Annotated in this window: 18 protein-coding genes; 14 read left to right on the top strand and 4 right to left on the bottom strand. The window is 72.4% G+C overall.

The genetic code is table 11. The features are described 5' to 3' along the window. Nucleotides 1–75: 75 nt before the first annotated feature. Both ACP4J0_RS29775 and ACP4J0_RS29770 read left to right on the top strand, forming a co-directional pair. Nucleotides 76–954, top strand: a complete 879-nt coding sequence (locus ACP4J0_RS29775; protein ID WP_426601823.1) for a winged helix-turn-helix domain-containing protein — start codon at nucleotides 76–78, stop codon at nucleotides 952–954. Further along, complete coding sequence (locus ACP4J0_RS29770) at nucleotides 903–1736, top strand: HAD family hydrolase (RefSeq protein ID WP_426601822.1); 834 nt, start codon at nucleotides 903–905, stop codon at nucleotides 1734–1736. The genes ACP4J0_RS29775 and ACP4J0_RS29770 overlap by 52 nt, the downstream gene beginning before the upstream one ends. 379 nt (nucleotides 1737–2115) lie before the next feature. Here ACP4J0_RS29770 and ACP4J0_RS29765 read toward each other — a convergent pair whose 3' ends face one another. Beyond that, nucleotides 2116–2871 (bottom strand): HAD family hydrolase, encoded by a 756-nt coding sequence (locus tag ACP4J0_RS29765; RefSeq protein WP_426601821.1) that lies wholly within the window; start codon nucleotides 2869–2871, stop codon nucleotides 2116–2118. Between the two features lie 113 nt (nucleotides 2872–2984). Here ACP4J0_RS29765 and ACP4J0_RS29760 point away from each other — a divergent pair, with 113 nt between their 5' ends. Next, nucleotides 2985–4055, top strand: a complete 1071-nt coding sequence (locus ACP4J0_RS29760) for a phosphotransferase family protein (protein WP_426601820.1) — start codon at nucleotides 2985–2987, stop codon at nucleotides 4053–4055. A 244-nt stretch (nucleotides 4056–4299) separates the two neighbouring features. On the opposite strand, the gene ACP4J0_RS29755 is transcribed toward ACP4J0_RS29760, so the two are convergent. The 3 genes from ACP4J0_RS29755 to ACP4J0_RS29745 form a co-directional block, all read right to left on the bottom strand. Then, nucleotides 4300–5220, bottom strand: a complete 921-nt coding sequence (locus tag ACP4J0_RS29755) for an RNA polymerase sigma-70 factor (RefSeq protein ID WP_426601819.1) — start codon at nucleotides 5218–5220, stop codon at nucleotides 4300–4302. Continuing rightward, on the bottom strand, nucleotides 5217–6422 hold the full coding sequence (locus ACP4J0_RS29750) for an NAD(P)/FAD-dependent oxidoreductase (RefSeq protein WP_426601818.1): 1206 nt from the start codon (nucleotides 6420–6422) through the stop codon (nucleotides 5217–5219). Before ACP4J0_RS29750 ends, ACP4J0_RS29755 begins: the two co-directional genes overlap by 4 nt. 253 nt (nucleotides 6423–6675) lie before the next feature. Further along, nucleotides 6676–7569, bottom strand: coding sequence for an NAD(P)-dependent oxidoreductase (locus ACP4J0_RS29745; protein ID WP_426601817.1), 894 nt, complete (start codon nucleotides 7567–7569; stop codon nucleotides 6676–6678). A gap of 69 nt (nucleotides 7570–7638) precedes the next feature. Here ACP4J0_RS29745 and ACP4J0_RS29740 point away from each other — a divergent pair, with 69 nt between their 5' ends. The 11 genes from ACP4J0_RS29740 to carA all read left to right on the top strand — a co-directional run. Beyond that, nucleotides 7639–7998 (top strand): winged helix-turn-helix transcriptional regulator, encoded by a 360-nt coding sequence (locus ACP4J0_RS29740; protein ID WP_426601816.1) that lies wholly within the window; start codon nucleotides 7639–7641, stop codon nucleotides 7996–7998. A 500-nt stretch (nucleotides 7999–8498) separates the two neighbouring features. Next, a complete protein-coding gene (locus ACP4J0_RS29735; protein WP_426601815.1) occupies nucleotides 8499–9248 on the top strand; it encodes an SDR family oxidoreductase in 750 nt (249 codons plus the stop codon). Between the two features lie 132 nt (nucleotides 9249–9380). Next, nucleotides 9381–10418, top strand: coding sequence for an SGNH/GDSL hydrolase family protein (locus tag ACP4J0_RS29730; protein ID WP_426601814.1), 1038 nt, complete (start codon nucleotides 9381–9383; stop codon nucleotides 10416–10418). A 190-nt stretch (nucleotides 10419–10608) separates the two neighbouring features. After that, nucleotides 10609–12750, top strand: a complete 2142-nt coding sequence (locus ACP4J0_RS29725; protein ID WP_426601813.1) for an iron-containing redox enzyme family protein — start codon at nucleotides 10609–10611, stop codon at nucleotides 12748–12750. A gap of 59 nt (nucleotides 12751–12809) precedes the next feature. Continuing rightward, entirely contained in the window at nucleotides 12810–14648 is a 1839-nt protein-coding gene (locus tag ACP4J0_RS29720) for a carbamoyltransferase family protein (RefSeq protein ID WP_426601812.1), read from the top strand. Between the two features lie 67 nt (nucleotides 14649–14715). Next, on the top strand, nucleotides 14716–14865 hold the full coding sequence (locus ACP4J0_RS29715; RefSeq protein ID WP_426558477.1) for a hypothetical protein: 150 nt from the start codon (nucleotides 14716–14718) through the stop codon (nucleotides 14863–14865). Between the two features lie 46 nt (nucleotides 14866–14911). Then, nucleotides 14912–15865: a TauD/TfdA family dioxygenase gene (locus ACP4J0_RS29710; RefSeq protein ID WP_426601811.1), complete on the top strand. Its 954-nt coding sequence runs from the start codon at nucleotides 14912–14914 to the stop codon at nucleotides 15863–15865. 37 nt (nucleotides 15866–15902) lie between these two features. Beyond that, nucleotides 15903–17156, top strand: coding sequence for an ATP-grasp domain-containing protein (locus ACP4J0_RS29705; RefSeq protein ID WP_426601810.1), 1254 nt, complete (start codon nucleotides 15903–15905; stop codon nucleotides 17154–17156). Nucleotides 17157–17309: 153 nt separating this feature from the next. Next, the gene (locus tag ACP4J0_RS29700; protein ID WP_426601809.1) at nucleotides 17310–17603 is read left to right on the top strand and encodes a hypothetical protein; all 294 of its coding nucleotides are present in this window, start codon (nucleotides 17310–17312) and stop codon (nucleotides 17601–17603) included. After that, a complete protein-coding gene (locus ACP4J0_RS29695; RefSeq protein ID WP_426601808.1) occupies nucleotides 17600–18865 on the top strand; it encodes an ATP-grasp domain-containing protein in 1266 nt (421 codons plus the stop codon). Before ACP4J0_RS29700 ends, ACP4J0_RS29695 begins: the two co-directional genes overlap by 4 nt. Then, on the top strand, nucleotides 18862–19784 hold a 923-nt coding region (gene carA / locus ACP4J0_RS29690), incomplete at its 3' end, for a glutamine-hydrolyzing carbamoyl-phosphate synthase small subunit (protein WP_426601807.1). The genes ACP4J0_RS29695 and carA, both read left to right, overlap by 4 nt.

Raw genomic sequence — 19784 nt, 5'->3', positions numbered from 1 at the left:
AAGTTGTCCCCACTTGGCTACTACCTGTAAACAAGTTTCAAGCAACTCCCGGTAGGTAGGTCGAAGTTGTAGCGTTTGGTCGTGACTCAGGAGAACGCGTCCGTGAACGGCAACAGAAGGCTCTCGGCCCAGGAGTTGGCCGACATCCTGCGGGAACGGATCCGCGGGGGTGACCTCAAGGCGGGCGACCGCCTGCCCACCCAGGCCGAACTGGCCGAGGAGTTCAAGGTGGAGCGCGGCACCGTCCGCCAGGCACTGCGGGCCCTCCAGGAGGACGGCCTGCTCACCAACGTGAGCAAGGGCAGCCCGCCCCGCATCGCCGAGCCCGCCCCGGTCCGGGCAGGAGAGGCGCAGCCGGCGTTGGCGGCGCTGAAGTCGAGGCTGACGGAGGCGTTCTCGGCGCCGCGGGTGCGGGTGGACGTCGTGTGCCACACGTCGGAGACGCTGATGATCGCCCTCAGCGAGCCGCTCCGCCTCATCCACGAGGGTCACATCTGCCCGGAGTCGATCGACTTCCGTGTCCTGATGCCGTCGCGGAACGCCAAGCTGGCCTTCCCCGTCCTGGTCGAGGAGGAGGAGGACGACCCGGTCCACCGGCGCTGGCTCCAGATGCGCAACGCCCATGCCCAGGTACTCGAGCACAACCTGCGCGCCCTGCGCACCACCCGTCACGTCGACGTGCGCGTCACCTTCCGCACCCTGCCCTACTCCCCGCCGATGAAGCTCTACCTGATCAACGGCGATGAGGCACTGATCGGCTACTACATGCTCACCGTGCGCGCGGAGGAGTTCGAGGGCCGGACGCTGGAGATGTACGACGCCCTCGGCGCCCAGTCGCTGCTGTTCTCCTTCCTGAAGCGGGCGGGCCACCGGGACGCGACGTTCGTGGAGGAGTCGCAGAAGTGGTTCGACGCCCTCTGGGACACCATCACCTCGGACATGGCCCTCACCTAGCGGCCGATGACCTGGAGGCCGATGACCTGGAGGCCGATGACCTGGAGAGCGATGAGGCGGAGCGGGCGGTACCGGTGACAGCGGAGGCGGACGACGAGGCGCTGGGCCGCGCGGTCCGGCGCGCACGGCTCGTACTGTGGGACTTCGACGGTCCGATCTGCCGGCTGTTCGCCCGGTACCGGGCGAGCCGGATCGCCGACGAGATGGTGCGGTGGCTGGCGGACCGCGGCATGGCGGGCCTGCTCTCCCCGCACGAACAGGGGACCGGCGATCCGCAGGCGGTGCTGCGGGCCGTGGACCGCCGGTGTCCCGGCAGCGACCTGGCGGCCGGGCTGGAGGAGTTCTGCACGTCGGCTGAGCTCCGCGCCGTGCCCTCCGCGATGCCCACCGCCTACGCCGATCCGCTGATCCGCACCTGGTCGGCGATCGGGTGCCGCCTGGCCGTCGTGACGAACAACTCCCCGCGTGCGGTCGGTGCCTACCTGGCCGGCCGCGGCCTGTCGCCCTGCTTCTCCCCGCACGTCTACGGCCGCACCCGGGACCTGCACCGTCTCAAGCCCGACCCGTACTCCCTCGACCGCGCCCTGAGCGCCACGAAGGTCCCCGCCCCCGCCACCCTGATGGTCGGTGACTCCCCTTCCGACCTGGCCGCGGCCACGAGCGTCGGCGTCGCCTTCCTGGGTTACGCGAGAAACGACCGGAAGGAGAAGCTGCTGAGGGACGCCGGCGCGCAGGTGATCGTGGGCTCCCTCGAACCGGTACTGCGGGTGCTGGACCGGTAGGCCCGCGACGACCGATAGGCCTGCGACGACCGCGACGACCGCGACGACCGCGAGGGCCGTGACGACCGCGAGGGCCGCGACGACCGCGAGGGCCGTGACGACCGATAGGCCCGCGAGGGCCGTGACGACCGATAGGCCCGCGACGACCGCGAGGGCCGTGACGACCGATAGGCCCGCGACGACCGCGAGGGCCGCGACGACCGCGAGGGCCGTGACGACCGATAGGCCCGCGACGACCGCGAGGGCCGCGAGGGCCGCGACGACCGCGAGGGCCGTGACGACCGATAGGCCCGCGACGACCGCGAGGCCGTGACCACCGCGACCACCGCGAGGCCGTGACCACCGCGAGCGCCGCGAGGCCCGTGCCGGCCGGGGGCCGTCACCCACAGGCCAGGAGCTCACCTACGGCCCGTACGACCGGGAGATACGAGGGGACCACCGCGTCCGCGCCGTTCTGCCGCATCAGCCGTGCGCGTTCCGCATGCCGTGTGAGGCCGAGGAAACCGGTCCCGGCCGACCGGGCCGCCTCGAGGTCGGTGAGCTGGTCCCCGACGAGCAGGCAGTCGGAGGCGGGCACCGCGAGGTGGCGCAGGGCTCGGTGCACGCAGTCCGGATGCGGCTTCATCAGCCGCGCGTCGTGCGGGGAGCGGCCGAACACCCCGTCGAACTCCGGGCCCAGTCCGAGACGGCCGAGCCAGGCCAGGATGGGCTCCTCCGCGTTGTTGCTGACGACGGCCAGGCGCATGCCGAGGTCGAGGAGCAGGCCCACGAGGGTGTGCAGATGATCCGTGGGGGGCGCTGTGCGCACGGCGTCCCATTCCCGGGCCGTGACCGCGGCTTCCGCGAGTTCCAGCGGGCGGGCGCTCGGTTTGGGTACGGATCGTTCGTACATGTCCCTGAGCGGACGGAGGATTCCGTGGGAGTCGTGGCACTCCTCGACCGAGGGGTCGAGAGGTCCCCAGTGTTGCCGGGCCGCCTGCTTGACGTGCTCGGCCACATCCGCTGTCGCCGCGCCCCCGAAGAGATCGCAGACGGGGCCGTCGAAGTCGAACAGCACCACGCGCGCGGACCCGACCGTGCGCAGCAGCCGGGCCTGGCTCTCGGTGGCTTCCCGCCCGAATCCCGTGTCGGTCACCGCGGCAGTCTGCCCCACGGAGTACGGGCGGACAAAGACGACACGGAACGGTGCGGCAGGGTGCCCCGTCCCATCGCCCCATCGGCTCCACCAGGACGGGCAGAGCACAGGGGATGACACCGGCACGGTTCTCCGCGGCCCGCAGGCGAGCGGTGGCGGTGAGCGGCGACGCGAGCCTGGTCACGGGCCCGCTCAGCGGATACCACCACGAGTCCTATGTGGTCCCCCTGCTCGACGGGACGAAGGTGAAGTTCAGGGAGCCACGCCGGTCCGTGCTGTGGTTCGACCGCCGGTACTTCGAGTCGGAGGACGCTCTGCTGCGCTCCCTGAGCGGGCGGGTCGAGCGGGTGCCCGCGGTGCTCGCGAGCGAGGGCGGCCTGAGCGTGCAGACGTTCATCGAGGGACGTACGCTCGCCGCGTCGCACGCGCCGGGACGGCGGGTGCCCGCGGTGATCCTCGGGCAGATCGTGGCGCTGTTCGGCCAGTTGGCGCGGATCACGCCGGGCACGCTGGGGGTGGAACGACGCCGCGGTGCGCGGAACCACTCGGAGGACGGGGACAGCGGCGGGTTCCTGGAGTGGCTGACCGTCTTCGCCGAGCAGCAGGTCTACGAGCAGAACCGCGCCGAGTTCGGTTCCCTCTACCGCGCGCTGGGCGTGCCGGACGACGCGTTCGACCGGCTCAGGAAGCACGTGGCCGGGCTGCGGAAGCGCCCCTTCTGCCTCCTCCACGCGGACCTGCACCGGAAGAACCTCATCGTCGACCCGCAGCAGCGCCTCTGGACGATCGACTGGGAGCTGGCGCTGTTCGGTGACCCCCTCTACGACCTGGCGACCCACCTCCACCTCATGCGGTATCCGGTGCGTCAGGAGCGGAGGATGGTCCAGGCGTGGTGCACGGCCGTCGAGGAGGTCCGCGAGGGAAGCTCGTACGGATACGCGTCGGACCTGCGGCGCCTCCTCGCCTTCAAGAGGGTGCAGTCCCTCTTCACCGACGTCATCCGGGTGGCGCTCTCCCTCGGGGACGCCCCGGGGCCCGACCGGCCGGCCCTGCGGGCCGCCGCGCGGCGACTGCAGGAGGTGCTGGGCGCCGCGGCCGAGCCCCTCGGGCTGGAGAACGTACCGAGCCGCGCGCAGATCGTGGCGGACCTGGCCCGCTGGCACCGCGAACGGGAGGCGCCGTAGCCGGACCGGCCGGGCGGCGCCGGGAGGTGCGCGGCGCCGCCCGGCCGGCACGTGAAGCGGCCCTGTCGTCCGTGGCGAGGGGGAAGCGGTGCCCACCGTCGTGCAGGCGCCGGCCGGCGAGGCCCTCCCGGTCCGGGCGGCGGCCGGCGCCTTTCTCGACTCGCCCGGCCGCCGACGACGGTGGCGGTGGCGGAGGCGGTGGCGGAGGCGGACGACGAGATCGGAGACGCGCTGGTGACGACGCTCACCGCGTCCCGATGTCGTACGTGGTGCCGTCGGTGACGGCCTGTAGTTTGTCCGGGTTGGCCACGTTGTGGATGGCGGTGATACGGCCGTCGGCGTCGAAGTCGAAGGTGACGGTGGCGATCACGCGACCCGGCCCGCTGAACACCATGCCCGGCCCACCGTTGATCCCGACGAGTTCGGCTTTCATGTCGGCGGGCTCGATGCCCTGGTAGGTGACGGTGCCGATGGCCGCGAACCAGGAGGCCACCGTGGCCGCGCCCACGACCGGGCGCAGGGCCTGGCGGACCTTGCCGCCGCCGTCGGTCCACAGGGTGACGTCCGGGGAGAGCAGCTCCATCAGGGCGTTGACGTCCCCGCCGGTCGCGGCGGCGAAGAACCGCTCGGTGGCCTCGCGCTGCCGCGACCGGTCGGCGGCGAAGCGCGGTCGCCGGGCCCGCACGTGCTCGCGGGCCCGGTGCGCGGCCTGCCGCACCGCGGCTTCGGAACGCTCCACCGCCTCGGCGATCTCGGCGTGGCTGAAGTCGAAGACCTCCTTCAGCACGAACACCGCGCGCTCCAGCGGGCTGAGCGTCTCCAGCACCACCATCATGGCCATCGACACCGACTCGGCGTCCGTGACGGCCTCGGCGGCATCCCCGCCGGTGAGGATGGGCTCCGGCAGCCACGGCCCCACGTAGGTCTCCCGCTTGTGCCGGGTGGAGCGCAGCCGTTCCAGTGCCAGGTTCGAGACGATGCGCGTCAGGTACGCCTTGGGGTCGGCCACCTGCGAGCGGTCCGCGGCGGACCACTTGATCCAGGCGTCCTGGACCACGTCCTCGGCATCGGCGGCGCTGCCGAGGAGGCGGTAGCCCACGGAGAACAGCAGCCGCCGGTGCTCGTGGAAGACCTGATGGCCGGGGTGGGCGGTCAGGTTGGTCATCGGGCCTCCCGGACGCGGGTGAAGCGACCTCCGCGGGGCCAGAACGCGCCCGAGGCGGGCATCTTCTTCATACGGCCGTACGTCGGCCAGGGCGAGGCAGTCACCGTCTCCTTGTACCGGACGGCCGTGCGGCCCGTCAGGCAGATCCGGCGGGGGCTGTCGTCGGGGCGTGTGAACTGCACCACGGCGTCACCGCGTCCCAGGCTCACCGGCGTGTGGTAGTAGCCGAAGCGGAACGGCTTGGGCTGCTTCCCCCTGAGTACCCGGTCGATCGACAGCGCGGCGTGCACCCCGGTCGGCATGCCGCCCTGGCAGGTGCCGTGCATGACGCCGTACCCCTGGCGGATCGCGGCCGCGTCGCCGATCGCGTACACCTCCGGGTGGGACACCGACCGCAGCGCGGCGTCGGTGACGACGCGTCCGCGCTCGTCGACGGCCAGCCCGGCGGCGGCCGCCAGCGGCGACACCCGAGTACCGCACGTCCACAGCACCGCGTCGGCGGCGATGGTCTCCCCGCCCGCCAGCTCGACCGTGTCGGGCAGCACCTTGGCCACCTCGACCCCGGCGCGTACCTGGACGCCCAGCCGGTCGAGCGCGGCCTGCACGTACGCCTTGGCCTTCGGGTTCATGGTCGCACCGGGCTCGGCCCGGCCCAGCAGCACGACGTTCAGCTCCGGGTGCCGCTCGGCGATCTCCGCGGCCGACTCGACGCCGGTCAGCCCGCTGCCCGCGACCACCACCGTGCCGCTGTCGAGCCGTGCCAGCCGGTCGGCCAGCAACTCGGCGTCCTGGGCACTGCTCAGGGTGTACGCGTGGTCCTCGACACCCGGCACCGCCGACGTGTCGGCGACCCCGCCCAGCCCGTACACCAACGTGTCGTAGTGCAGCACCCGGTCGTCGTCGATCCGCACGGTCCTCGCGTCCGCGTCCACCGCGGTGACCCAGCCGCGCGAGAACCGCGCGCCCGTGCCCTCCAGCAGCTCCGGGATGCTCAGCTCGGCGAGTGGCTGCCCGGTCGCCGTCATGTGCAGCCGCATGCGCTCGGTGAACCGTTCCTGCGCGTCCACCACGGTCACCCGCACCCCCTCGCGCCGCCGTACCCGGGCCGCGAGCTGGACAGCCGCGGCCATGCCCGCGTATCCCGCCCCCAGGATCACCACGTGGTGCGCGGTCTCCGTGCCGGTCTTCTGCTGTGCGCTCATCGTTCCGTCCTCCTCGGCTCGCTTGCAGACGCCCACCAGATGGGAGCAGGCGGCCCGGACGTGACATGGGGCGGATGTGATGCGCGACACAGTCCGACGGGCTCCCGGCGGGCCCTGTCGTTCCGACGGGCTCCTGGCGGGCCCCTGTCGTCCCGACGGGCTCCCGGCGGGCCCCTGTCGTCCCGACGGGCTCCCGGCGGCCCTTGTCGTTCCGACGGGCTCCGGGCGGGTCGGCTCCGACGGACTCCGGGGGTCAGCGCCGGGCGATCACCTCGGCGACGCGGGTGAACCCGTCCGTGCCGTGCCCGAGCGCGATGACCCGCCGGGCCTGCCCCTCGATCACGCGCATCAGGCTGGCGTCGATGCCGTGCGCCTCGGAGGCGTGGACGACGTGGGCCATGGTCGAGGCGGCCGAGGTGATCGGGTTCAGCTCGCCCGAGTACGTCCCGGCGTCCGTGTCGGCGGCGAACTCGGTGAACAGGGGCGGCAGGATCGCGGCGATGCCCTGGGCGAACGGGGCGAGCTCCGCACCGGTGACGCCCTCCGCGCGGGCCACGGCGAGGGCGTGGACGAAGCCCCCCATCGCCGTCCAGAAGATGTCGAGCAGCGCGACGTCGTAGGCCGCGGCCCGTCCGGCGTCCTCACCGAGGTGGGTGTGGGTGCCGCCGAGCGCCGCCAGCACGGGCTGGTGCTCCCGGTACAGCTCCTCGGGGCCGCTGTGCAGGAACACGGCGTCGGGCGTGCCGATGGTCGGGGTCGGGGTCATGATCGCGCCGTCCAGGTAGCGGATGCCGTGCAGGCCGGCCCACTCGGCCGTGTCCCGGGCGCGGTCGGGGGTGTCGGCGCTCAGGTTCACGACGGTGCGGCCCTTGAGGGCGGCGGTGACGTCCTCCTGGCGCAGTACGGCGTCCGAGGCGTCGTAGTTGACGACGCAGACGACCGTCAGCGGGGAGGCGGCGACCGCCTCCGCGGCCGACGCCGCCGCGACCGCGCCCCGGGCGACGAGGTCGCCGTCCCGGCCCGGGGTGCGGTTCCAGACGGTGGTGCGCAGGCCGGCGTCCAGGAACGCGGCGGCCAGCGCCCGGCCCATCGGGCCGAGCCCGAGTACGGTGACGGCGGCGGGGGACTGGTCGGTGTGCACGGACATGCTTCAACTCCCGTAACGTACTGAGTAATTGCTGGGTGATCGGGTAATCGCTGATGAAGGGGGTACGGCATGGCGCACCGGCGCCACGATCCGAACGTCTGCGGGGTGACCGCTGCGATCGCCGTGATCGAGGGCAAGTGGAAGACCACGCTGCTGTGGATGCTGGAGTCCGGCCCGCACCGGCCGGCCGAACTGCGCCGGCGGGTGCCCGGCCTCACCGAGAAGGTGCTGACCCAGGCGCTGCGCGAGATGGAGGCGGACGGCCTGGTGGACCGGCGGGTGTACGACGTGCTTCCGCTGAAGACCGAGTACTCCCTGACCGCGTTCGGCCGCGACCTCGCCGAGGCCCTTACTCCTCTCTCCGACTGGGGGCACCGGCGGCTGGACAAGCTGGGCGGTCAGGAGATCGGCGCCCGCGCGGCCTCCTGACGTTCACCCGCCCCTTCAGCTTCGGCGGAGAGGGGCGCGCTGCCAAGTACGCACAAAAAGGTGGGTAGGGGCGGGCCGGCCGCGGCCGGCCCGCCTCCGTCGCCCGGTACGTCCGCGTCCTGCGCGCCGTCGCCGCGCCGATCCTCGTCTCCTGGGCCCTCGGCGCGTCCCCGGGCCGCCACGACAACCCCGGCCGGAGCCGTCGCGGTGAAGCCGGCCGCCGCCGGCCGGCCGTTGCGTTCGCACACCTCTCGCCGGCCCGCGCCCGTCGACCCGGAACGCCTCGGCCGAGGCACCCGCCCCACCTTCCCGTGTTCCTTTTGTCTGCCCTGCGGGTTTCCGCATTGCCGAGTTCCGAACAATGGGCACGGTTCAACGCGCATCGCCGAGTGGGGAGGATTCCACCGCACGGATGAACGGCCGAGAGAATTCCACAGGACAGCTGCGGAAAGTCCCTCGGCCGCATCGAATGCCGGACGGGTGGAAAGGCGGTGGCGTCGGTGGCCGGAACGGCCGTGGTGACCGGGGCGAGCAGCGGAATAGGCGCGGCGACGGCGCGCCGGCTGGCGAAGAACGGATTCGACGTGGTCGCCGTCGCGCGCCGTACGCAGCGGCTACGGCAGCTGGCCGAGGAGACCGGCGCACGACCGTACCCGCTCGACGTCACCGACGACGGGGCCGTACGGCGTCTCGCCGCCGAACTCGGCTCCTGCGACGTCCTGGTGAACAACGCGGGCGGCGCCCTGGGGGCGGAATCCGTGGCCGAGGCGGACGCGGCGGACTGGGAGCGGATGTACGCGGTGAACGTGCTGGGAACCCTGCGCGTGACCCAGGCCCTGCTGCCGTTGCTCAGGGCCGGCCAGGGCGGCACCGTCGTCACCGTGACCTCCACCGCGGCCTTCACCGCCTACGAGGGAGGCGGCGGCTACTGCGCGGCCAAGTACGCCGAGCGCGCGCTCACCGAGACGCTGCGCCTGGAGCTGAGCGGCGAGCCCGTCCGGGTGATCGAGGTGGCGCCCGGCATGGTCATGACCGAGGAGTTCGCCCTCAACCGGATGCGCGGCGACGCGGAGCGGGCCTCGGCGGTCTACGAGGGTGTCGACCGTCCCCTCACCGCGGACGACGTCGCCGAATGCGTCGCGCTGGCGGTGGGGCTGCCCCAGCACGTCAACGTCGACCGGCTCGTGGTCCGGCCGCTGGCCCAGGCGGCCCAGCACAAGCTGCACCGCGGCCCGCTGTTCCAGGCCTGACCAGCCCTTGCAGGCCTGACCACCCCTTGCAGGCCTGACCAGCCCTTCCAGACCTGACCAGCCCTTCCAGGCCTGATTTCCCCTTCCACCTCCCTCACCCCCTCATCCGCACCAGCCGAGGAGTGCGACCACGTGAAGCTCCACCGTGACGAGCTGACCCCCCAGATGCAGGAGTACGCGCGGTTCGACGACCGCGGCGAAGCCCGCTACCTGCCCTACCTCATGTACTTCCACCGGGCCGATTACCGGTCCTCCGTCATCAACACGGACCGGGCGGGCTTCCGCGTCTCGCACGGCCCGGACGGAGAGACGGCCTCCGCGGCCGGCCGCGTGCCCGCCGGTCCGGTGCGGTTGATCTCGGGCAGCTCCACCGTGCTCGGCATCGGCGCCACCAGTGATGCCACCACCCTCGCCTCCCGGTTGTGGGGCAAGCACGCCCCGTCCGCGCCGTGGCTCAACTTCGGCGGACGCTGCTACAACTCGACCCAGGAACTGCTGCTGTTCACCCTCTACCGCCACCTGCTGCCGGAGATCGAGGAGATCGTCGTCTTCTCGGGGCTCAACGACCTGACCGTCGGCAGGCTGCCGGAGTGGCAGCAGGGCGACCACGGCGCGTTCTGGTTCTGCGGTGAGTACTTCGACAAGATGGAGGAGCTCCGCGAGAGCAACCGCAAGGCCGCCGGCAACAAGCTCCTGGGCCGCCGCGCCGAGCGCCGCCGCACCATCTCCACCCACGACGACGTGCGTCGCGACATCCCGGCGGTCATCGACTCCGCCGCCGAGCTGACCCTGCGCCACCTGGAGAGCTGGCGGCGGCTGGCCGGGCCGGCGGCCCGGCTGACGTACGTACTGCAGCCGATGGCGCTGTGGATGCGGGACCGGCACGCGCCGCAGGAGCAGCTGCTCTTCGACGAGATCGACCACATCTCCAAGCTGGGCACCTGGGAGGCCCTCTACGGCGACATCTCCCGCAAGGAGGTCGCCCGCGCCTTCTCCGAGCAGCTCCGGGCCGGCTGCGAGAAGCTCGGCATCCGCTACGTCGACCTCAACCCGGTCGTGGCCGAGGAGGTCACCGAACGGGACTGGATCTTCGTGGACAGGGCGCACTACACCGACCACGGCTACGACCTGGTGGCCCGCGTTCTCGCCGAAACGCTCGCACTTTCCTGACCCTCCTTTTCCCTTTCGGTTCTTCTGGCAATTCCCCTTGAGAGAAGGTGATGACGCGTGTCCCTTCTGCGGAAGCTCGCGGACGTCCTGTTCCGGCGCAAGAAGCGCGCCAACCGTAAGAACGACGCATCCATCTATCCCATGTTCTGACGCGTTCCCGCGGAGAAACAGGCCGTTCGAAAGGAGAAGGATGTACGACGACGGCGGCCCCGCCCGGGTCGTGTACGCGTACGCCGCCGATCCCGAGGCATCGCTGCCGGACGGCGGATTCGTCGAGGAGGTCCGCACCGAACTGCGCCGGGCGGCCGTCGCGGACGGCCCGCTCGACGACCTCGTGGTGCGGGCGGCCGACTGGGCGGCGGCCGAAAGCAAACGATTCACAGGCCTGCTCGACGCCGGGCACCGGGAGGGCCGGCCCACCGGGCACGAGGAGGTGCTGGTACGCCGTGCCGTCCTCGGCTGCTCCCCGCTCTCCCTCGTCTCGGGTGCCTGGCTGCAGTGGCTGAGCGCGCCGGGCAACTTCGAGGTCCCCGTGGTGCTGCGGATCCTCGCGCTGTACGCCTCCGACGTGGGCGCCGGACATCCGCACGCCTCCCGGGGCAGCGCCTTCCTCGAGCTGCTGCGCAGGCTGCGGCTCGCGGAGCACGCGGTACCGGCGGCCCGGCTCACCGGCGACCAGCGCATTCCCGAGACGGCGTTCCGGCTGCCCAGCCTGCTGCTGGCGATGAGCAGGCGTCCGGACGAGTTCCGCGACGAACTGCTCGGCGCCGACCTGTGCCTGCGCACGGTCGGCCTGCTGCCCGCCCTCAGGATGGTCAGGCTGGCCCGTCCGGCCGGCACCGACTGGGAGGCGGTGGACCCCTCGGTGCCGCGGGACGACGTCGCGGAGCGGCCGGAGCTCCAGTGCCGGGCCCTGGTCGACGAGCTGGTCGAGGAGGGCGGCCACCGGGCCGCGGCCGCGGTGGGCCGGGGCTTCGCCTGGACGCTGGGGGCGCTGCGCGAGTGGTCCGGGGCGCTGTACGCGGAGCTGGTCGCGGCCGGAGACCCGGCGTTCGACATGGCGGAACTGATGCGGCAGCGCTCCCGTGAGGGCTCCGTGTACCACCACCAGTTCCAGCTGGAGGGCAAGCCCCTCGCCCGCTGGCTCGCCGAGTGCCGTACCGACGCGGGCCCGCTGCTGGACGCCCTGGCCCGCAGCAGACTCGTCAAGCCCGGCCGGTCGCACGCCAGCTCGCTGGTGCGCGGGCTGGTCGGTGAGCGCGGGCCGATGTTCCGGGTGTTCTCACCGGAGGACCTGAACGTCATCCGGCGGTGGATCGACTCCTTGCCGGCGGCACCCCAGAGCCCCGCCCGCACCGAGACCCGTACGGAGGGCACGCCCGCCGCTCCCGCCGCGGTGGCCGCCGCCCTCCGCGCCGGCCACCGCTCGCCGGGCCGCGCCCCTTCCTCCGTACGCGAGGCCTACACCCTGCTGATGCGCCGCACCGACACCCCGGAGCTGCGGGCCTGGGCCAAGCGGTACGTCGCCGGCTGGCTGGCCCGGTCGCGGCACGGTATGGACGAGCGGACCATGCCGCTGCCGGAACGCTGGACACGGGAAGGACTGCGGCCCTGGCTCCAGGACCGGCACGACCGGCACGGGGCGGAGTTCGAGGAGAACGCCGAGGTGCCGCTGCCCTCCCGGGAAGCCGTCGTCGACGACACCGTGCAGACGGCGCCGCTGACCCTGATCGACGGCAGCTGGCTCCAGGGGTTCACCGACTACGAGCAGGCGTCCTCGGAGATCGGGCACTCGCTCTTCGAGACGTACTGGGACGAACTCGGCAACGGCGAGCCCCGGCTGAACCACCCGCTCATCTACCGGGACGTCCTCGAGGAGATGGGCGTCGACCTGCCGCCCACCGCCTCGGCGGAGTTCGCCCGCTGGCCCGGCTTCCGGGACGAGTCGTTCGAGCTGCCGGTGTACTGGCTGTGCGTCGGCCGGTTCCCGAGGACGTTCCTGCCCGAGGTGCTCGGGCTGAACCTGGCGATGGAGCTGTCGGGAGTCGGCGGCACCTACCGCCGGGCCCGGCTCGCGCTGAAGGCGTACGGCTTCAGCACGCGCTTCGTCGACATCCACAACACCATCGACAACGTCGCCACCGGGCACTCCGCGTGGGCCGCGGACGCGGTGGACACCCTTATGGCCGCCCTGCCCGAGACCCCCGGTCCAGGCGGCCGGGCGGAGACCTGGCAGCGCGTGCGGGTGGGCTACCGCTCGCTGAACCCGCCGAGCGGCGTGGGCGCCCGGCTGGCCGCCCGCCGCGGGCGGCTGGCCGGCCGGCGGGGATGAGGCAGCGCCCGATCGCAAGGACCACAACCCGCACACCAATTCCGTGGAGGAACGCAGCGGTGTCTGACCTGATCCTGGGAGTGTCGGCCTTCTACCACGACAGCGCCGCGGCGCTGATCGCCGACGGCGTGCCTGTCGCGGCTGCCCAAGAGGAACGTTTCAGCAGGCGGCGGCACGACCCCTCCTTCCCCTCGGCGGCCGTTCGCTACTGCCTCGAGGAAGCGGGCGCACGCCTGGACGACGTGTCCGCCGTCGCCTACTACGAGGACCCGCGGCTGAAGTTCCGCCGGGTCCTGGCCACCTTCCTCGGCGCCGCCCCGACCGGCTTCGCGTCCTTCCGCGACACCCTCCCCTCCTGGCTCGGGCCGGGCGGCAAGCTGCGCACCGCCGACCGGGTGCGGGCCGAACTCGCCGCCCTGGGCCTGGGCCGGGTGCCGCGGCTGTCCGTGCGCCGCCACCACGAGTCGCACGCCGTGTCGGCCTTCTTCCCCAGCCCCTACGAGTCCGCCGCCGTGCTGTGCATCGACGGCGTCGGCGAATGGGCCACGACCACCCTGTGGCACGGCCGCGGCACCGACCTGACCCCCCTCGCGGAACTGCGCTTCCCGCACTCGCTGGGGCTGCTGTACTCGGCGTTCACCTACTTCTGCGGCTTCAAGGTCGACTCCGGCGAGTACAAGCTGATGGGCCTGGCCCCCTACGGCAGGCCCCGCTACGCGAACCTCATCCGCGAGCAGCTCATCGACATCAAGGCCGACGGCTCCTTCCGCCTGGACATGCGGTACTTCGCGTACCTGCGCGGCCAGGTGATGACCGGCCGGGGCTTCGAAAAGCTCTTCGGCGGACCCCGGCGAGACCCCGAGGGCCCGCTCACAGAGCGCGAGTTCGACCTCGCCGCCTCCGTGCAGGCCGTCACCGAGGAGGTCGTGCTGCGGCTGGCGCGGACCGCGCGTGAACGCACCGGCGAGTCCAAGCTGTGCCTGGCGGGCGGTGTCGCCCTCAACTGCGTCGCCAACGGCAAGATCATCGACGCCGGGATCTTCGACGAGGTGTGGATCCAGCCGGCCGCCGGTGACGCCGGCGGCGCGCTCGGCGCGGCCCAGGCCGTCGCCATGGAACGCGGGGTGCGCCGCGACCACCTTGCCACCGGACGCGACGCGATGAGCGGCTCGCTCCTCGGGCCGGGCTACGACGACGAGGAGATCGCCGCCTACCTGGAGTCCCGCGGCATCCCGCACCAGCGGCTGGACCCCGACACGCTGGCCAAGGCGGTCGCGGAAGGGCTGGCCGAAGGGAAGATCGTCGGCTGGTTCCAGGGCCGTATGGAGTTCGGGCCGCGTGCCCTGGGGGCCCGCTCGATCATCGGGGACCCGCGCAACCCGGACATGCAGTCCACCATGAACTTGAAGATCAAGTTCCGTGAGTCGTTCCGCCCGTTCGCGCCCGCGGTGCTGGCTCCCGACGCCACCGACTACTTCGACCTGCCGCAGGAGAGCCCGTACATGCTCGTGGTCTCCCAGGTCACGGCGGCCCAGCGGCTCGACGCCGACAGCGCCGGTGCCGGCGGCCTCGACCTGCTCAAGGTGCACCGCTCGACCATCCCCGCCGTCACCCACGTCGACCACTCGGCGCGGGTGCAGACGGTCACCGAGCACAGCAACCCCGCCTACCACCGGCTGCTGACCGCCTTCAAGGCCCGCACCGGCTGCCCGGTACTGGTCAACACGTCCTTCAACGTGCGCGGCGAGCCCATCGTGAACACCCCGGACGACGCCTACACCTGCTTCATGCGCACCAACATCGACATGCTCGCGCTCGGCAGCTTCCTGCTGGAGAAGAGCGCCCAGCCCGCCTGGTCGGAGGAGCACGACTGGCGCGCCGAGATCCCCCTCGACTGAGCACCACGTCCCACCACGCCTCACGTACCCCGGCGCCCCGCCCGGGTGCAGGGAGAACGGACCGCCCATGCGCACCTTCCTGCTCTTCCTCGTCTACTGCCTCGTAGTGACGCCCGTCGGCCTGCTCGGCCGCGTCGTCAAGGACCCCCTGGCCCGCAGCCGGCCCTCCGGTACGACGACCTACTGGATCCCGTCGGCCCCGTCACAGGCCCGCTGAACGGCGAGCGGCGGAGACGAGCCCAAGACCGATCGGAGGACAAACGATGACCAGCCTGCTCCAGTTCGCCCGGCACCGCATCGACGACAGCGTCCGGGACCTGCTGGACAAGGAGATTTCGGAACGCGTCTCGGAGACCCGACTGGACTCCGATCTCGACGACGCCATCCTCGCCGGCATCGGCGCGTACGCGCTCAGCCGCCATCTCCCCGGTGACGTGCTGCAGAGCGTCCAGGTGTTCACCGCGGCCGCGCGGCACGCCCTGGTGCTGTCCAACCTGCCGGCCCAGGACTTCCCCGCCACCCCGGTGAGCGGCTTCGGGAACGAACCCGAACTGGCCGTCACCAACGCCATCCACCTGGGGCTGATCCGCCTGATCGGCGGCACGCCCTTCGCCGTCGCCTACGAGAACGACGGCCACCTCATCCGCAACGTCGTACCGAACCCGTCGGCCTGCGGCACGACCAGCTCCTGGGGTGCCGACTCGGAGTTCTTCTGGCACACCGACAACCCCCACCAGCCGTTCGGCAGGCCGGGCTCCGACCCTCGTCTCTACACCCCGCCGTACCTGACCTTCTACGCGGTACGCAACGAGGAGCAGGTCCCCACCGAGATCGCCGCGCTCGACGACGTCGTCGTGCGTCTGGACGCCGATACCCGGCAGATCCTGCAGACCGCCCAGTTCGAGGTCGGCGCGCCGGACTCCAACGACGGCGGGGTCACCGGCCCGCTGCGCGAGGCCGCGATCCTCGAACCCGACGGCACGGGCCGCCACCGCGCCCGCTACGACCGCGGCACCACCCGCGGCGTCACCGACCGCGCCCGGACCGCCCTGGACAGCTGGTGCGAGGCGCTGGCCACCATCCCGGCTGCCGAACTCGTCCTGGACACCGGCGACTTCATGATCTTCGACAACCACCGGGTGCTGCACCGCCGCAAGGCCTTCACCCCGCGCCCCGACGCAACCGCCCGCTGGCTGCGCCGCTGCTACGCCGCCTGACGCCGACCGTCCTGAACACCCGCACGGAGGAAACCCCATGAACAAGTACCGCGTGGCCGTCGTCGGCGGCCGCCCGGCCCCGATCGCCGGCGCCAAGCAGCTCGGCATCGACGTCGTCCTCGTCCATGAGGAGGGCGCCTACGACCCGGCCATCGCCGAGCACTGCGAGCGCATCGTGCACGTCCCCATCGCCGACGGTCAGGCCGTCCTCGACGTACTGAAGCCGCTGCACGACGAGCGGCCGTTCGACCGGGTGCTCACCACCACCGAACCGGCCGCCGAGTCCACCGGGTTCGTCGTCGACTCGCTCGGCCTGCCCGGTGTCACCGAGGCCACCGCCCGCGCCCTCAAGGACAAGGCGCTCACCCGCGAACTGCTCGACAAGCACGGCCTGAGCCCTGTGCGTTACCGGATGGTCAACAGCGCCGCGGAGATAGCCGACTTCCGCGCCGAGGTCGGCGAACGGATCATCGTCAAACCGGTGGACGGTGTGGCCAGCCTGCACATCCACCCCGTGGACGGCACCGAGGACGCCGAACGGGCCTGGCAGGCACTGCGCGAGGCGGACATCAGCGCCGTCATCGCCGAGGAGTACCTCGACGGCCCGGTGGTCAGCGTCGACTCCTTCTCCTACGAAGGCCGTCACCTGCCCATCGGCTACTCCGAGTACCGCATGAACGAGCGGTACGTCGAATGGGAGGTCAGCACGCCCAGCCGGTACGCCCGGCCGTGGCTCGCCGAGCTCCGCGAGCTCACGCCGAAGCTGCTGGACGCGGTGGGCCTCACCGAGGGCCCCTCGCACAGCGAGTTCGTGCTGACCGAGAAGGGCCCCCGGGTCCTGGAGTCGCACGCCCGGCTGGCCGGCAGCGGCGCACCCGAACTGGTCCGGCGGGCCTTCGGGCTGGACCTGAACCGGATGTTCCTCACCGTTCCGCTCGGCATCGACGCGTTGCCCGCCACCTCGCCCGAACCGCTGGGCGGCGCTGCCGTACGGTTCTTCACCCCCGAGCCCGGCACGGTCACCGCCGTCGAGGTCGCCGAGGACGCCGCCGACGAGGTGCGCAGGATCCCCGAGGGCGAGGTGCTGTACGTCTTCCTGCCCTACCTCGACGAGTTCCGGGACACCGAGGTGGCCGCGGTGATCGGCAAGGCCGTGGGCGAGACCGTGCCCCCGCTGCTCACCGTCGCCGACTGCGTCTCCGGGTATGCCATCGCGTCCGGGCGGGATGCCGACGACGCCGTGGCCAAGACCGAGGCCGTCAACGCGAGGATCCGCTTCGAGACGCGCTGAGCACGCCTTCTTCCGACTCCGGCCGGGTGGCCGGGCCCCGCATCCGCCGGCGCCCGGCCGCCCGGTCCCGCCTTCGTGTGCGCCCGACCGCCGCCTGGCCGCGACGTCCCTCGAGGCCTCCGGCCCGCACCGACCACTGGGAGGGAACCGCCCGTGAACCCCATCGCCGCTTCCGCCGCCCCGGCGGGTAGCCCCGCACCGGACCCCGTCACCCAGCTGAACTCCGCCCGGCTGCTCGTGGAGGAGCGGTACACCGACGAGCAGCCGCTGATCCGGGCCGCTCTCCACCTGATCGACTGCGCGACCGACATCGTCGCCGGACTGCCCGAGCCCGACCTCGACGTCTGCCGCGACGCCCTCGGCTCCGCCCGCGCCGCCGTGGTCTCGGCGACCTACGCCGTGGGCCGGGTCCGCGACCTGGCCGTGCCCGGAACGGAGCGCGCATGAGCCACCACATCGTCGTCCTCCACCGCTGGCGCGACCGCCACGCCCACTACGAGGACTACCTGGACCACCGCACCCACCGCGTCACCTACGTCACCACCCGCCTCGCCCTGGACTCCGTACCCGCCGGCGCCGCGGCCGCCCTGGTCGTCCCCGCCACCGACGACACCGCGGCGGTCTGGCGCGCGGTGACCGAACTGCGCGCCCGCTTCGGCCCGCCCGCCCGGCTCCTGGCGCTCAACGAGGGTGACCTCGACACCGCGTCCGTCATCCGCGACCGCCTCGGCTGCGCCGGCCAGACACCGGCCGAGCTCGCCCGGTTCCGCGACAAACTGACCATGAACCAGCTCGTGTCCGGCGCGCGCGTACCCACCCCCCGCTTCGCGGACGCCCCCGACGAGCACGCCGTCCGCGCGTTCGCCGACCGTCACGGCCTGCCCGTCGTGGTCAAGCCGCGCCGGGGTACCGCCAGCCGGGGCGTCGTACGCCTCGACTCGCCCGCCGACCTGCCGCGGCTGCGGGCCCTGCCGTCCGAACCGCGCCTGGTGCAGGAGTACTGCCCGGACGACATCGTCCACATCGACGGCCTGTGGACGGGTGACCGCCTGGGACCGTGGCGGGCCTCGCGCTACGTCAACACCTGCGTCGACTTCACCCAGGGCCAGGCACTCGGCTCCGTCGAGATCGACGACCCGGAACTCCTGGACCCGCTCGGCGAGTTCACCGCACGGGTCGCGGGCGCGCTCAGCTCCGAGCCCTGGGTCTTCCACCTGGAGGCGTTCGTCGGCACCCGCGCCGACGGCCGGCCCGCGATCCGGTTCCTGGAGGCGGGTTACCGGGTGGGCGGCGCGGAGATCCCGTTCGTCTGGCGGGAGGTGCACGGCATCGACCTGATGCGGGCGGCCGCCGACATCCAGCTCGGCCGGACCCCCGACCTCCCCGTGCCCGAGCGGTGGCGCACCGGCGGCTGGCTGCTCGTGCCGTCCCCGGTCCCGCCCCCCTGCCGGGTGGTCGGACACGACCTGCCCGCCCCGCAGGACCCCGCCGAGGCGCCGTACGCCGTGGTCGTCCCCGAGGCCGGCCGGGTCATCCCCCGTGTCGGCGGCTACGAGCACGTCGGCGCCCGCTTCCGGTTCCGCGGCGACTCCAGCGGGGAGGTCGAGAAGGCGGTCCTGCGCACGGCGGCCCAGTTCCGCCTGGAGTGCGCCCCCGAGACCGCGGTCCACGGCGGCGGGGGCCGCCCGGCGTGCGGACTGGACCGATGAGCGGCCGCGGACCCGCTGCGGCCGTACTCGTCCTGGAGGACGGCCGGGCGTTCCGGGGGCGTGCGTACGGGGCGCTGGGGACGGCCTTCGGCGAGGCGGTGTTCTCGACGGGCATGACCGGCTACCAGGAGACGTTGACGGACCCCTCGTACGACCGCCAGATCGTCGTCGCGACCGCCCCGCAGATCGGCAACACCGGCTGGAACGACGAGGACGACGAATCGAGCCGGATCTGGGTGGCGGGGTACGTCGTGCGCGACCCCGCGCGCGTGCCGTCCAGCTGGCGGGCGAGACGCTCGCTGGACGAGGAACTGGTCAGGCAGGGCGTGGTCGGCATCTCCGGCATCGACACCCGTGCGCTGACCCGCCACCTGCGCGAGCGCGGCGCCATGCGGGCGGGAGTCTTCTCCGGTGAGGCGATCGGGCCCGAGCCGGACCTCGTCGCACGTGTACGGGAGCAGCCGCACATGAAGGGCGCGAACCTGTGCGCCGAGGTCGCCACCACCGAGGCGTACGTCGTCCCGGCGATCGGCGAGAAGAGGTTCACCGTCGCCGCCGTCGACCTCGGTATCAAGGGCATGACGCCGCGCCGGATGGCCGAGCGCGGCATCGAGGTGCACGTGCTGCCCGCCACGGCGACCGTCGAGGACGTCTACGCCGTCAACCCCGACGGTGTCTTCTTCTCCAACGGCCCCGGCGACCCGTCCACCGCCGACCACCCCGTCTCCGTCATGCAGGGCGTCCTGGAGCGCGGCACCCCGCTCTTCGGCATCTGCTTCGGGAACCAGATCCTCGGCCGCGCGCTGGGCTTCGGCACCTTCAAGCTGAAGTACGGCCACCGCGGCATCAACCAGCCGGTGCAGGACCGTACGACCGGCAAGGTCGAGGTGACCGCGCACAACCACGGGTTCGCGGTCGA

The sequence above is a fragment of the Streptomyces sp. WG7 genome (assembly GCF_049975785.1).
In the GTDB taxonomy this organism is placed as follows: domain Bacteria; phylum Actinomycetota; class Actinomycetes; order Streptomycetales; family Streptomycetaceae; genus Streptomyces.
The sequence above is the reverse complement of the archived record's forward strand: the minus strand, read 5'-3'. Positions and strand labels throughout refer to the sequence as shown.